This is a genomic window from Photorhabdus sp. P32 (assembly GCF_038085095.1).
In the GTDB taxonomy this organism is placed as follows: domain Bacteria; phylum Pseudomonadota; class Gammaproteobacteria; order Enterobacterales; family Enterobacteriaceae; genus Photorhabdus; species Photorhabdus luminescens.
In genome coordinates this window covers 71,194-85,856 of record NZ_JAZGJN010000291.1, presented here as the reverse complement: position 1 = coordinate 85,856, position 14,663 = coordinate 71,194, and the positions used below count along the sequence as shown (strand labels likewise).

Sequence of the window (14,663 nt, the reverse complement as noted above, 5' to 3'; positions counted from 1 at the left end):
ACAGCATTAATTCAAATGTAAAACCTATTATCTACCCGCGAGTTTTGTTTTTTTATTTTTCAATCATGTAAATCCCTGTAAAGAATCATGCAAAATCTGTTTGCCAGATGAACTTTATTTAATAATTAACAGTCATAGAGTAATCATGGCTGCTTGCCGGAATTAACTTCATTGGCCTTCTGGCTTAGGTATACAAGAGAACAAAATTAGATGAAAAGAAAACACTTACTTCTTAGTGCGTTAGCAATCAGTATCGGATTGTCTACAATTTCAATCCCTGCTACCAGTAGCGCTGCTTTACCTGCTGCTATCGCCGGTCAGGCGTTGCCAAGCCTCGCGCCGATGCTTGAGAAAGTCCTGCCAGCCGTTGTCAGCGTGCATGTTTCCGGTACGCAGGTACAACAGGAACAGAGTATACCTGAAGAATTCAGATTCTTCTTTGGCCCCAACCTACCAATGGGCCGTGAAAGTACCCGCCCATTCCAAGGGCTTGGCTCAGGTGTCATCATTGACGCTGCCAAAGGTTATATATTAACCAACAATCACGTTATTGAGAATGCAGATAAAATCCGTGTCCAATTGAATGATGGACGTGAATATGAAGCCAGATTATTAGGCCGCGATCCTCAGACGGATATTGCCCTGCTGCAACTGAAAGATGCTAAGAATTTAACTGCAATTACTATGGCCGATTCTGATAAACTGCGAGTTGGCGATTTTGCGGTTGCGGTTGGTAACCCATTCGGCCTTGGTCAAACTGCAACCTCCGGCATTATCTCTGCGTTAGGGCGTAGCGGTCTGAACCTGGAAGGATTAGAAAATTTCATCCAAACGGACGCCTCTATTAACCGTGGCAACTCCGGTGGCGCACTGGTTAATTTGAATGGTGAATTAATCGGTATCAATACCGCTATTCTGGCCCCAGGCGGCGGTAACATCGGTATCGGCTTTGCAATCCCAAGTAATATGGCAAAAACCCTGAGTGAGCAGCTTATCGCTCATGGTGAAGTTAAGCGCGGTATTCTCGGTATTAAAGGCACTGAAATGAATTCCGATATCGCTAAGGCATTCAATATCGATGCCCAGCGCGGAGCATTTGTCAGTGAAGTATTACCAAAATCCGCGGCAGCGAAAGCAGGTATTAAATCCGGCGATATTTTAGTTTCCGTTGACGGCAAGAAGATTAATAGCTTTGCTGAACTGAAAGCCAAAATCGGCACAACAATACCAGGTAAAGAAGTTAAAATTGGCTTATTGCGTAAAGGTAAACCAATGGAGGTTTCTGTTACGCTAGAAAACAGTGAAGGCCAAACAACTAAAGCGGGAAATTTGACCCTTGCCCTGCAAGGCGCAACCCTGAGTAATGGTGAAGTGAAAGGGACTTACGGTGTGAAAATCGATAGTGTCGCCCAAAATTCACCGGCGGCATTATCTGGCTTACAGAAAAATGACCTGATTGTCGGGATCAATAATGAACGGGTACAGAATATTAATGAACTGCGCAAAGTTATTGATTCTAAACCGCCAGTCATAGCGCTGAATATTCTTCGCGGTGAAGAAAGTATCTATCTGTTGCTGAGAAATTAATACTTTTAGTAAAAATCGATCCGATTCCATTTAAGGCACAGCGTAATGCTGTGTCTTATGGTGCTGATCAACCTATTTAAAATAATGAGGTTTGTTTTTCCACTAGTAAAAATGTTTTATACTTGTCTACCTCAATTTCTAAGGAGTGAATGTATTGGAAATTATTCGTGAAGGCGATACCATTATTTTGCAACCAGCTAAACCCAGTTGGAATTCCTTTTTGCAACAAGAAAAAGCTGACTTTGACTTTTTAATCGAACGACTGGATATTGTGGAAGAATGATGTATTAAGTTATGAAAAAATATAAACCATTGTTTTAACCGCTGCTTTTAATCGGCATCAGGTTTTAAACGTTGTTTTTACCACTTTTAACACCTGATTTTTATTAAGTTTAATCATCATGGCATATCGTATTTTACATTTAACCAACGTTAATCACATCCGCTTTTTTATCTTTTCTGATACTGTTTACTCTCAATCCTGAGAACTTTTTATAGGCCGCCAACCTTTATTTTTCCGCATAAATTATGCCAGTAAATAACCTGATGATGTTAAAGATACCCCTTTATATTTTTTCAGATAATTAACTTTCTGTTTAGCAGTTAAATCCTACCACATTAACCGTTTTATCCCTCTTTTTATTGCGTTATGCTTATAATTTTCTCAGTAAAATAACGATTAGAAAACACTTTAATATCAACATGCTGAATAATATTCTTTTACCTGATGATTTCTTTTCAACTTTCTGTTAATGATTAATAGCATTTGATTAAATATAATTAACTGCACTTATAAAAAGTGCATCTTTGAGTTAAATCTGCCTTCTCCTTTTATATAAAATCTCTAATTTCTCTATATACTCACTCTTAAATGATCATAGTAAGGAATAAACCATCTTTATTCACTCTGTACTTTTTAAAAAACTGGCATTAATAGAATACCTACCTTTTAACCCTTAGCTGAGTTAATTACCGATAAAAAAGCGCTTGCGATCGTTAAAAACGAAGAATACAAGTAAAAAGAGCAGGTTAACCAGGTTAAAAAGATGGAACCTGTAAAACGATTCTCATTTTTAGAGTTTTCCTATTTTTTTAATCAAGAATGCATCCAATAGATAATTTTCATTAAGCAGTTTTTATAAACCTAATGTTCTTTCGTTTCCTGCTAAATAGTTAACTTCCTCTTTTCCATTAAACTGATGATTAAGTTTTCTCTTTTTCTTATGTTTAATTTTTTAGTTTTAAAACCAGAGCAGATAACAGATATACTAATAATATCAGGGTTAATTCCTACCTATTTAATCATTTTCAATGCTGATAATCTAACTAACTTAAAGGTTTATCGTTTCTATTTAATGATTGTCTCCGATTTTTCGAAAACTCCTTACAGGCCATGTAAAATCTCTTATTTAAAAAATTAACTTAATACGGTTAATCCTGTTAAATATCTTTATTCTTATTGTTGGATTAACTCTGTCACTTTGTTAATCAATTTAAAACCGGTTTTTCCTGATGTTTTCTCTTCCAATATCAGTATAACATTGAATTTTTTACCCGTTTTAAAAAAGCCTTAATCACTTATTTTTACCTTTAATGATTAAAGCTTTCACCTGTTCTTTCATAATACGCTTACTATTTTTTCCAAATTTTAAAACTACACTGACAGACCATAAACAGCTTTTTAACTACCGTTTTATCATATTCAGATAAAGCGTATCTCATCTTACCTGAATGAGTGGAAGTTTCTTTCACTCCTTGCTTTCAGATGACATAAAAAACGCCTCCACACATGATTTAATCTGAGAGAAACTCAACGTTGTTAAGTAAATAAAAAACGCTAAAACGAAAAGTTAAAGACAGTAAAAACAGCGTTAAAATCCCCCCGATTTTAGCAAAATGCGATAAAAAAGAGTTTAATCCCCATGCAAACTATCAGTACAAATTTTTTCGTTTTATTATTAATGAAAACTCAATAGTGATAATCGAAGCGCTAAAAGCTAGCGATCCGAGATACAGCACAATGCGGTGTCTGTTCATTTCTATGCTATCCTGCAATGACTCATTAACTCACACCGAATAATACCCATGATTGCCAAGTTGCTGCGCTCTGCCTTTTTAGGATTACTTGTAGCTGTAATTTTACTGATTACCATTCCATCACTGCGCCCTGGCGGGTTGATATCTGCAATTACCAGCAACAGTAATGATGAAGCTCCATTCAGCTTTAATAAAGGCGTCCGTAGGGCGGCGCCCGCCGTAGTCAACGTTTACAGCAGCAACATGGGAAGTTTTTCCCATCAAGGCCGGGAAAACCATACCCTTGGTTCTGGCGTCATTATGAGTGATAAAGGTTATATCCTTACGAATAAACACGTCATTAATAATGCAGGACAAATTATTGTCGCACTGCAAGACGGTCATTTTTATGAAGCTCTGGTCATAGGTTCTGATAGCTTAACGGATCTTGCCGTCCTGAAAATTGATGCCGAGAATTTGCCTGTCATTACGATTAACCCAAATAGAGTGGCTCATGTGGGAGATGTCGTTTTAGCCATTGGTAACCCTTACAACTTGGGGCAAACCATTACTCAAGGGATTATTAGCGCTACCGGTCGCGTTGGATTAAGCCCGACCCGCCGGCAAAACTTCCTCCAAACCGATGCTTCCATTAATCAAGGTAACTCTGGCGGTGCATTAATTAACACCCTTGGCGAACTGGTGGGTATCAACACATTATCATTCGATAAAAGTGAAAATGGTGAAACTCCAGAAGGATTGGGGTTTGCTATTCCAACTGAACTCGCCACCAAGATTATGCAGAAACTTATCCGTGACGGACGGGTTATCCGAGGTTTTATCGGTATAACATCACAAGAGCTGCCGCATATTCGCTCTTCTAACGGCAATATCAACCAGCTTCAAGGGTTACGAGTATTTCAGGTGACTGCAAACGGGCCAGCGCAAAAAGCCGGTATTAAAGTGGGTGATATCATTACCAGTGTCAATAATAAACCCGCTATTTCTGCGGTTGAAACAATGGATCAAGTGGCTGAAATACGCCCCGGCAGCGTTGTTCCTGTCACTTTATTGCGCGATGGGAAAATATTATCTCTGCAAGTGACAATTGAAGAATATGATGAATATTAATTAATCTTAACTTCACTTAAATCGGATTTTTGGTGAGCGCCGCTGATTAAAAAACTTGGGATTTATGTCACATTTATTAAGTTAATCAAATATTAATCACACAAACAGGCGGGACAACATGAATTTTTTATTATATGTTCTTGATTGGATATTAAACAAATAAAACTACTTATCAGTTCGGTTATCTTAACAACAATAGAATATCCCCGATGTTGCCTGTTCAATACAGGTTATCAATAAGACTATCAGCAACAGACTGCTAGCACTCTCATAGTTCGATGTGCTTTACCCGAGGCTTTTTAACCTTTGGATGATTTATTTATCACTACGCGCCGCAATTAACGCTGTCGGACAACTGTGCCGTACGTTGTAAACCCTCAGAAATGATAAAGGAAGCGTGATGTCATTCCAAAAAAAACCATTCAAACGATTTAGCACCGAACAAATCTCTGGCCGCCTGAATATTCAAAGCGCCGACGGGCTAACATGTAACATGCCCCCAACCCAACTAAAACAGATACTCACCATGATGACCTCATTTCATCCCTATCTGAGTGATGAACCATAATGGCCGGGAGGGGTCATGAGCATATTGATGATGGCCTGGCTGGGGGCCGGCGCCGCACAGCGCACAACCAGAACCGGTACAGAACCGGCGGATAATGCGCCCCCGCAGACCGAAAGCAGCGCTTCGGCCGATACGGTGCTGAATTATCTGGAAAGTGAGGATTTTCAGCATCATTCTCTGGCGGCCGCGATAACGTATGCCGCCGCAGTGGGCGGCGCTCACGCCGTCCTCCCGCTGGTCGCCGGGGTGGCCGCCGGGAAACCGGGGGCGCAGATAGGCAATGATATCGGCGACAGCCTGACGCATGGCGTGATGGGTTTTTTCGGCCAGAGCACGGTCGCCGCCGAAGGCCAGGCCCCGGCCCGGGGATGCGATTGCCCACCAGAATAAAAGCCTGGGATTATGGGGTAATACTCCGGTGAACTCACCTTGTTCTTCCTCTCCAGCCCCTGCACGCTATAGCTTCCTTATCTTCACCTGGAGACTGACGCCATTAGCCGTCGCCGATATACCCCGGAGCCTTACAGATAATCCCTAGATGTTTTTATGCACCGTGCAGAGGCATGGTTTTTCAGTGGTGCGAATCTCGCCCAGCAACTTTCGTTCCATCCAGTAGCAATTAGAGCAGTCGTGGCGGTAACAAAGCGTGGTGTATTAGGAGGATCATTTTAATGATAATGTATTCCACTAAGGAAAAATTTTTAGAGGAAGAACTGGACGCAAACCTGGCAATCAAGATAATACTTAACCTATTATTTGCCCTAACATAGGGCATATTTGAGCCGCATAATGCTGAAAAGGCAAAATTATGAAACCAGTAACCAACAATAATTTCTTAAGAAAAATTAATATAAAAGGCTACAAATCTATCTCAGAATGTGATTTACAAATGGGATGTCTAAATGTACTCATTGGCGCCAATGGTGCTGGGAAATCCAATTTCATCAGTTTCTTTCGCCTAATCGCCGTTGTACTTGATCATCGTTTACAATCTCTTGTTGGCAAAATGGGTGGCCCCGACACATTATTGCATTTTGGTCGTAAAAAAACTGAGTCTATGAGCACTGAGCTTTATTTTGGTCACAATGGTTATAAGTTTGAACTAGAACCCACAAATGATAACCGTATGATGTTCCAACATGAATCACTCTTTTTGGACACCAAAGGGGATTATAATATTGGTGCTGGACACTTTGAATCTCAGATCGTTCAGCATCATAACATTGAGGATTACGCATTACTTACTATGCTCCGATGGAGGGTTTACCATTTCCATGATACGGGTGATAATGCTAGAGTTAAACAAACTCATCGTATTAATGATAATGACTATTTACGGGAAGATGGTGCTAATTTAGCGGCATTCTTATATCGTCTGCAAAAAAATCATATTCTGCATTACAAACGCATTGTCAAAACCGTTCAAATGGTTGCACCATTTTTTGGTGATTTTTACTTGCGGCCCACCCCGGATAATACTGATTACATTCAACTCGAATGGACAGAGAAAGAGCAGGATATTCCCTTTAAAGCGAGTGAATTGTCCGATGGTTCTTTACGATTTATTTTATTGACTACCGTGTTACTGCAACCCGAAGACTATATGCCAAGTTCAATTATTATTGATGAACCAGAGCTTGGACTCCACCCCTATGCTATTAATGTACTGGCTGGTTTGATCAAAAACGCCAGCAGTAAGCATCAACTGATTATTTCTACCCAGTCAGTCGAACTGGTTAATCAATTTGATGCTGATGATTTGATTATCGTTGACAAACAACAAGGGGCATCTACCTTTAAGCGTCTGAATAGTGACTTTCTTTCTGAATGGCTTGAAGACTATAGCCTTGGTGAATTATGGAAGAAAAACTTACTCGGCGGGAGGCCACAGCGATGATCCGTATCAATGTTTTTGTAGAGGGGCAAACGGAGGAAACTTTTGTGCGGGATGTGTTAGCTCCCTATTTTGTAGCACAGCAAATCTATCTGACGCCAATATTAGCTCAGACGAGTACCAGTCAGAAAGGCGGTATTACAAGTTATGGTAAGGTAAAATATCAAATTACTCGCTTATGTCGACAAGATCCCAGTGCATTCGTCACAACATTAATTGACTACTATGGCTTGCCTACTAATTTCCCTGATTATAATGAACAACAGGATAATGCAGCTAAAGAACGGGTAGTTAAGCTAGAGCAAGCTTTCGCTAATGATATTGGGCAAACTAACTTTATTCCCAACCTGTTATTACATGAATTTGAAGCACTGTTGTTTTGCCAACCTGAAAAATTTGCGGATTGGCTTGATGACAACGCCCCCATTTCAGCATTACAAACCATCAAAGCTCAATTTGATAGCCCTGAAGATATTAATAATAGCCCACAAACTGCACCATCTAAGCGTATTTTGGCGATATTACCCAATTACCATAAGACTTTACACGGCCCACTCATCGCCGGTGATATTGGATTAGATATAATTCGTTCCCAATGCCCACATTTCAATCAGTGGTTAAATAGGCTAACTAACTTGAATTCTGGATAAATTAGTTGAACATTTCTTCGAGTGTAATGAACTCATTTCAACCACTTAAAAGCTGTGCCAAAATTGAGACGTGGGGGGAGGGAGCCTCACACAGATTTCCGATAATAATATTAGGTGAAGATGATTTGATCGGCCCGGCACGGATGTGGAATACAATTGCCTTGAATGTGGGCAGATGATTACTTATATAACCTCAGTTTTGTTTAAGGAAACCGATAGTTTTCGAATCCGATTCAGCTCACGATCCCCAGCCCAATTGGTTAACTCGAAATCCTGAATTTGTAGAATTTATAGAGGAGTACGAAACAGCGCTGAGACACATGGGACTTATCGATTTCGATGACATGCATCTCATTGCTTTCCTTATGATCAAGAAACATCAGTGGATTCGAAATGTTTTACGAGCCCGCTACCCAGCCCTGTTTATTAATGAATACCAAGATTTTTGATAATTTTAGTACTCGAAGTACATGTATCTTAATAATGGAAGTCTCTCAAGTTGGTAGTTATTCATAGCTGATTATACTTACACTAGTATGCCCGATTTGCTTATGAACGTTAGAGAATATTTATGGAATCGAACAACAAATAATCGGATGAAAAAGACGCTGGCTATCTTCTATCGTATTTAGATGATGTCCTAATTCCTGCATCTGAAGAGTTTTTTAGCTTGCTCAGCGAAAATAGTGTGAATCTGCATCATGTTTTTTCGTTTAACGCGATTTTAGCCCATGCTGTTGACTATATGCTGTTCATTGCAAAGAAAAAGACCAGTACCAATAGAAAGTGTTTCATAAAAAGCTTCGATGAGCGATATGCAATAGATGGATGCAGCCACATAAACAATAAATTTGCACTTCTGGATGCGGTCAACAATTCATTTAAGCACGTCGAACTAGATAAGAATAGATATAAGCATCTCACAGAGCGGTATGAAGATCTTTCTTTCCATAGCTTTAAGCCTGATCAAGGGAAGGTATTTTTTGACATGCCATCATACAGGTTTGACTATTCAAGGGTGGTTCTAAGACCTATTGCTGCAATTTTCAACGCACCTTTGGGAAGTACCCATACTGTTTACCAGCAAGCTATTGATTGGGATCTGCCTGTTAATACAAGAAATGGAATAAAAACAAATCTTGATTTGGCATTAGAGGGTAAAAGTCCTTTTGTTGTTAAGAACGGTAAATATTCACAGATAAATTTACATCACTCCAAACAAAACGGATTAGGATCATTATTTGAGCTTTCGGCTGATACTCATCGGAAATATTATGGAACTAAAGCGCTTCATCCACATTTACCAAATGCGCATCCAATTAACCCTGTTAATCGAGATCAATTTAATATATGTCCGTGCTCATTGAAACTGCTTGATTTCCGCCCAAATGAGGTTCAGGGTATCCGTTATGAAAATATTCATTACCGATGAACAAAAAGCCGAACTTGAACACCGCCATCACACCTGCCGTGATAAGAGGGAGTGTGATCGCATCAAAGCGGTCCTGCTGGCCTCTGAGGGCTGGAATTCTGTCATGATCGCTCAGGCCCTGCGTCTGCATGAAACGACGGTTAATCGTCATATCAGCGATTACCTTAATCACCGCAAACTGAAGCCCGAAAATGGCGGCTCTCAAAGCCGCCTCAGCGAAACACAGACACAGGAACTGTTCAATCGGTAAGGCTCCGGTGAACTCAGCTTGTCCTTTCCCTCCGGCCCCTGCACGCTATAGCTTCCTTATCTTCACCGAAGCCTTACTAAGAAAACAAAATTACTTTCCCGTTGATTTCACTCGTTCAATGTTTGCGCCAAGTCCACGCAACTTATCTTCGATGTGTTCATAACCCCGGTCAATATGATAAATACGGTCAACAACCGTTACTCCTTCGGCAATACAACCTGCCAGAACCAAACTTGCCGATGCGCGTAAATCCGTCGCCATGACCTGAGCACTGGATAATTTCTTAACGCCATGACAAAGCACAGTATTACTTTCAATTTCCGCATGAGCCCCCATCCGAATTAATTCAGGGATATGCATGAAACGGTTTTCGAAAATAGTTTCGGTGATCATACCAGCACCTTCAGCAACCAAATTCAGCAAGCTGAACTGTGCCTGCATATCGGTCGGGAAACCGGGGTGCGGAGCAGTACGTAATGTCACAGCTTTAGGGCGTTTACCGTGCATATCGAGGCTTATCCAGTCTTTACCAATTTCAATATCCGCACCCGCCTCACGCAATTTAGCCAATACCGCATCCAGCGTATTAGGCTGAGCATGACGGCAAACTACCTTGCCGCCAGATATCGCCGCCGCAACAAGAAATGTCCCCGTTTCAATCCGATCAGGTAGTACACGGTATACACCACCACCAAGGCGTTCTACACCTTCTATGATGATATGGTCAGTGCCCGCCCCGGTGATTTTTGCGCCCAAGGTATTGAGAAAATTAGCCGTATCTTCGATTTCAGGTTCACGTGCTGCGTTCTCAATAACGGTTGTCCCTTCAGCCAACGTTGCCGCGGTCATAATTGTGACTGTCGCCCCAACGCTGACTTTATCCATCACAATGCACGCCCCTTTCAGACGCCCATTAACGGAAGCCTTAACGTAGCCCTCTTCCAGCACAATTTCAGCACCGAGTTGTTCCAAACCACTGATATGCAGATCAACCGGGCGTGCGCCAATCGCACAACCACCCGGCAAAGAGACTTGTCCCTGACCAAAACGCGCAACCAAAGGACCTAACGCCCAAATAGATGCACGCATGGTTTTCACTAGCTCATAAGGCGCACAATATTGATTCACATCGCGGGCATCCACAAATACAGAACCATTACGTTCAACTTTGGTCCCAAGGCGATTCAATAATTTGATAGTGGTATCAATATCTTTCAATTCTGGAACATTTTGCAACTCAACAGGCTCTTCAGCCAACAACGCGGCGAACAGGATTGGCAGTGCAGCATTTTTTGCCCCGGAAATAGTAACCTCACCCGACAGACGAGTGGGCCCTTTCACACGAAATTTATCCATCTGTGACGACTCTCTTTATATAATTTGCTGTTCGCGGCGAGGCAAACAACATTAAAAACCGTTGAGCTTGCGATCTCGTTTCCAGTCATCCGGTGTGTAAGCTTTGATTGACAGGGCATGAATACGATTATCAGCAATGTATTCCATCAAAGGCGCATAAACGGCTTGCTGCTGTTTTACCCGGCTCATACCGGCAAACATTTCACCAACCACAATAACCTGGAAATGGCTGCCATCTCCGTTAACAATGACTTCATCCAGTGCTAATTTATCCATCAGCACTTGCTTAATCTCATTAGTATCCATAATTGCTCAATGTTCTGTAGTTATACCCGTTATCTTTCAAGTTGCCTCTTTGTTGGCTGCACTCGCTCACCCCGGTCACATAGTTCGCTATGCTCCCAGGGATTCACTCCCTTGCCGCCGCGATGCATCTTGAAATCCATAGGGTATAGAAATAATAGACAGCCATCTATCCTAATAGAATCCTGCTTATTCTTAAACTATGAAAACGCCCTTGTAATATTTCTGCTTACAAGGGCGCTGATTATACCCGTCATCTTTCAAGTTGCCTCTTTGTTGGCTGCACTCACTCACCCCAGTCACATAGTTATCTATGCTCCCCGGGGATTCGTTCCCTTGCCGTCGCGATGCATCTTGAAATCCATAGGGTATGTACAGATAATTAATCAGATTATCAGTTAGCTATCAATGATCATTGTTTGCAGATCATAGAGTGTAATCAGGGTATTAAGTCGTTCATTGATGCCAGAAAAACGCAATTTATCCCCTCTCTTTTGCATATGATGTTTGAAACGGACTAAAAGAGCTAACCCGGTAGAATCCACATATTCAAGTTGTGATACATTGATGCTGTTGATATCAGACAACAATTTCTCTTTTTGCTGCCAAAGAGGAAGCAAACTATCACGATCCAAAGTGCCCTTGAGAATCAATGTTTGCCCTGTTTTTTCCCAGATCAGACTCTCACCCATCTTATTTTTTCTCTTCCAGTGTGATTGGCTGACGGGCACTGATTTCAAGCTGCTTAGTCAGGCCAGCAACACCTTGCTGACGCAAGATAGAAGCCCATTCACCCTGTTTAGTCGTAATCATACTGACGCCTTCAGCAATCATATCGTATGCCTGCCAGTAGCCAGTTTTGCTGTTTTTGCGCCACTGGAAATCAAGACGGATAGGAGGACGGCCATTCGGATCGATAATGGTGACACGAATAGCGACAACATCACTGTCCCCCAACGGCCTTTCAGGGTCAATCTGGTAAGTTTGATTGTGATACATTGCTAAAGCCTGCCCATAAGCCTGCTCAAGATAAGATTCAAATGCAGCAAAATAAACCTTGCGCTGCTCTGGCGTCGTATCTTTATAGTATTTCCCCAGAACCAATGCGCCAGCATATTTAATATGGACATAAGGCAGTAGTTCTTCTTTCACCACTTGACGCAGATAATCTGGATTTTGACGAATTTGTGATTGGCTGTTTTTCAAACGAGTAAATGTCTTTTCCGCCGCATCCTGCATCAACTTATAAGGATTCGTCTGATCAACCGCGCTCGCTAATGGCGCAACAACTAACAGCGCCACCATTAATAATCTCTTCAACATAATGGATTCCTCTTAATGATATTCAATTGCTGGCTAAGGTGTCGGCTTATGTTCCGCCCCACTTTGGGCATTATCGCCACTCTTATACAAGAACTGGCCGATAAGATCCTCAAGCACCATTGCTGATTTGGTATCCTGTACACGGTCACCCTCTTTCAGAATACGGGTGTCCATATCGGGATCTTCAAACCCTATATTCAGGGCAATATATTGTTCACCTAATAGGCCAGAAGTACGAATGGAAAGAGAACTGGTATCAGGGATATGGTCATACTGCTTCATAATATCCAGCGCCACTTGCGGTGTATAAGTTTTTTCATCAAGAGAGATACTTGCAACTCGGCCAATCACCACCCCCCCAATTTTTACCGGCGAGCGTACTTTCAGACCGCCAATATTGTCAAAAGTTGCATACAAACGGTAAGTCGGCTGGTTGCCTACCGATTTAATGTCTGCCACTTTTAGGCATAAAAAGACGATTGCAGCCAGTGCAATCAAGACAAAAAACCCAACCCAAATTTCACTTTTCTTGCTTTGCATTGACTTAGTTCCCGAACATAAGTGCTGTCAGCACAAAATCCAAACCTAAAACTGCTAACGACGCATGAACCACCGTTCTGGTCGTCGCTCGGCTGATCCCTTCTGAGGTAGGGATCGCATCATAACCATTGAATAAGGCAATCCAGGTCACAGTAATGGCGAAAACGACACTTTTAATAAAACAATTCAGCAAATCTTTCTGCCATTCGATAGCAGACTGCATTGAAGACCAGAAGAAGCCACTGTCAATCCCCTTCCAATCAACACCCACCATCGCACCTCCCCAAATACCTACCGCCACAAAAATCAAAGATAATAGCGGCATACTGATAAACCCTGCCCAGAAACGGGGAGCTATCACACGACGTAATGGATCTACCGCCATCATCTCCAGGCTGGAAATTTGTTCCGTAGCTTTCATCAAACCGATTTCTGCGGTCAAGGCTGATCCGGCACGGCCAGCAAACAACAGCGCCGTAACCACCGGCCCTAATTCACGCAACAGAGATATCGCCACCATCATACCAAGACTGGCTTCTGCGCTGTATGTTGTCAGTACCAGATACCCCTGTAGGCCAAGTACCATGCCAATAAACAGCCCTGAAACCATAATAATCAACAATGACCGAACACCCACGCTATAAAGTTGCTGTCGGAGTAACGGCCACTGTCTGGCAGGTTCTGGCCTGCCAATTATCGCGCGGAAAAGCATAAAACCTGCACGGCCAAAAGAGGCAAATACCTCAATGGCCCGTCGGCCAAGTGCCGCCAGCGCCTGTGTTAACATAAACATCCCATTATCCTAATAACTCAGTTTTATAATCTCCGGCCGGGAAACGGAAAGGTACCGGCCCGTCAGCAATACCATCAAGAAATTGCCGTACTCGCCTATCAGAATTAGAGTGCAACTGTTGAGCTGTGCCCTCAGCAATAACCTGTTGTTCAGCGATAATATAAGCGTAATCTGCAATGCTTAAAACTTCCGGCACATCGTGGGAAACCACCACACAAGTCACACCAAGCGCCTTATTCAGTTCATCAATCAACTTCACCAAAACCCCCATCGTAATCGGGTCCTGGCCAACAAAAGGTTCATCAAACATGATCAGATCAGGATCAAGCGCAATAGCACGAGCCAGAGCCGCACGCCTTGCCATACCGCCGGAAAGTTCGGAAGGCATCAAATTGGCAGCGCCACGCAACCCTACAGCCTCTAATTTCATCATTACAGTCGTCTGTATAATTTCCTCAGGCAGGTTCGTATGTTCACGCAGCGGAAAAGCGACGTTCTCAAAGACACTGAGATCAGTGAATAACGCCCCAGATTGAAACAGCATACTCATCTTCTTGCGAGCAGCATACAAGCGAGAGCGGGATAAAGCAGGAATATTGTCGCCATCAAACCAGATTTCTCCGCGTTCAGGACGTAACTGACCGCCAATCAATCGTAATAGTGTCGTTTTCCCTATCCCAGAAGGCCCCATAATTGCAGTGACTTTCCCTCTAGGCACAACTAGATTAATATCAGCAAAAATCGAACGGTTACCACGGGTAAAATACATACCACGGATCTCGATGAGATTTGCTGTCTGTTGGTTCATTATTGATAGCCC

15 protein-coding genes and 2 pseudogenes are annotated in these 14,663 nt (G+C 42.1%); 10 read left to right on the top strand and 7 right to left on the bottom strand.

Features of this window, described 5'->3' with window-relative positions; translation table 11 throughout:
* Window positions 1-210 precede the first annotated feature (210 nt).
* The 10 genes and pseudogenes from degQ to V2H77_RS21030 form a co-directional block, all read left to right on the top strand.
* Window positions 211-1,587: a serine endoprotease DegQ gene (gene degQ / locus V2H77_RS21075; RefSeq protein ID WP_341500356.1), complete on the top strand. Its 1,377-nt coding sequence runs from the start codon at window positions 211-213 to the stop codon at window positions 1,585-1,587.
* Between the two features lie 142 nt (window positions 1,588-1,729).
* Window positions 1,730-1,870, top strand: a pseudogene (locus V2H77_RS21070) (type II toxin-antitoxin system VapB family antitoxin); the annotation flags it as partial.
* A gap of 1,802 nt (window positions 1,871-3,672) precedes the next feature.
* Entirely contained in the window at window positions 3,673-4,734 is a 1,062-nt protein-coding gene (gene degS, locus V2H77_RS21065) for an outer membrane-stress sensor serine endopeptidase DegS (protein WP_341500355.1), read from the top strand.
* Window positions 4,735-5,134: 400 nt separating this feature from the next.
* Window positions 5,135-5,302, top strand: a complete 168-nt coding sequence (locus V2H77_RS21060) for a hypothetical protein (protein WP_341500354.1) — start codon at window positions 5,135-5,137, stop codon at window positions 5,300-5,302.
* 15 nt (window positions 5,303-5,317) lie between these two features.
* Window positions 5,318-5,692 carry a hypothetical protein gene (locus V2H77_RS21055; RefSeq protein ID WP_341500353.1) on the top strand — a complete coding sequence of 125 codons (375 nt, stop codon included), beginning with the start codon at window positions 5,318-5,320 and terminating at the stop codon, window positions 5,690-5,692.
* Window positions 5,693-6,110: 418 nt separating this feature from the next.
* A complete protein-coding gene (locus V2H77_RS21050; RefSeq protein WP_341500352.1) occupies window positions 6,111-7,199 on the top strand; it encodes an AAA family ATPase in 1,089 nt (362 codons plus the stop codon).
* Complete coding sequence (locus V2H77_RS21045; RefSeq protein WP_341500351.1) at window positions 7,160-7,846, top strand: DUF4276 family protein; 687 nt, start codon at window positions 7,160-7,162, stop codon at window positions 7,844-7,846. The genes V2H77_RS21050 and V2H77_RS21045 overlap by 40 nt, the downstream gene beginning before the upstream one ends.
* 215 nt (window positions 7,847-8,061) lie before the next feature.
* Complete coding sequence (locus V2H77_RS21040; protein WP_341500393.1) at window positions 8,062-8,295, top strand: UvrD-helicase domain-containing protein; 234 nt, start codon at window positions 8,062-8,064, stop codon at window positions 8,293-8,295.
* Between the two features lie 221 nt (window positions 8,296-8,516).
* A complete protein-coding gene (locus tag V2H77_RS21035) occupies window positions 8,517-9,278 on the top strand; it encodes an HNH/ENDO VII family nuclease (protein WP_341500350.1) in 762 nt (253 codons plus the stop codon).
* Window positions 9,256-9,522, top strand: a pseudogene (locus tag V2H77_RS21030) (helix-turn-helix domain-containing protein); the annotation flags it as partial. The gene V2H77_RS21035 and the pseudogene V2H77_RS21030, both read left to right, overlap by 23 nt.
* Window positions 9,523-9,618: 96 nt before the next feature.
* On the opposite strand, the gene murA reads toward V2H77_RS21030, so the two are convergent.
* The 7 genes from murA to mlaF all read right to left on the bottom strand — a co-directional run bounded on the left by murA (window position 9,619) and on the right by mlaF (window position 14,651).
* Entirely contained in the window at window positions 9,619-10,884 is a 1,266-nt protein-coding gene (gene murA, locus V2H77_RS21025) for a UDP-N-acetylglucosamine 1-carboxyvinyltransferase (protein WP_049582698.1), read from the bottom strand.
* Between the two features lie 51 nt (window positions 10,885-10,935).
* The gene (gene ibaG, locus V2H77_RS21020) at window positions 10,936-11,190 is read right to left on the bottom strand and encodes a BolA family iron metabolism protein IbaG (RefSeq protein ID WP_011148158.1); all 255 of its coding nucleotides are present in this window, start codon (window positions 11,188-11,190) and stop codon (window positions 10,936-10,938) included.
* Between the two features lie 395 nt (window positions 11,191-11,585).
* Window positions 11,586-11,879, bottom strand: coding sequence for a lipid asymmetry maintenance protein MlaB (gene mlaB / locus V2H77_RS21015; protein ID WP_341500349.1), 294 nt, complete (start codon window positions 11,877-11,879; stop codon window positions 11,586-11,588).
* 1 nt (window position 11,880) lies between these two features.
* Window positions 11,881-12,510 carry a phospholipid-binding protein MlaC gene (gene mlaC, locus V2H77_RS21010; RefSeq protein WP_265380095.1) on the bottom strand — a complete coding sequence of 210 codons (630 nt, stop codon included), beginning with the start codon at window positions 12,508-12,510 and terminating at the stop codon, window positions 11,881-11,883.
* A gap of 33 nt (window positions 12,511-12,543) precedes the next feature.
* The gene (mlaD, locus tag V2H77_RS21005; protein WP_341500348.1) at window positions 12,544-13,050 is read right to left on the bottom strand and encodes an outer membrane lipid asymmetry maintenance protein MlaD; all 507 of its coding nucleotides are present in this window, start codon (window positions 13,048-13,050) and stop codon (window positions 12,544-12,546) included.
* A 4-nt stretch (window positions 13,051-13,054) separates the two neighbouring features.
* A complete protein-coding gene (gene mlaE / locus V2H77_RS21000) occupies window positions 13,055-13,837 on the bottom strand; it encodes a lipid asymmetry maintenance ABC transporter permease subunit MlaE (RefSeq protein WP_049582836.1) in 783 nt (260 codons plus the stop codon).
* Between the two features lie 10 nt (window positions 13,838-13,847).
* Window positions 13,848-14,651, bottom strand: coding sequence for a phospholipid ABC transporter ATP-binding protein MlaF (gene mlaF / locus V2H77_RS20995; RefSeq protein WP_049582702.1), 804 nt, complete (start codon window positions 14,649-14,651; stop codon window positions 13,848-13,850).
* Between the last annotated feature and the right edge of the window lie 12 nt (window positions 14,652-14,663).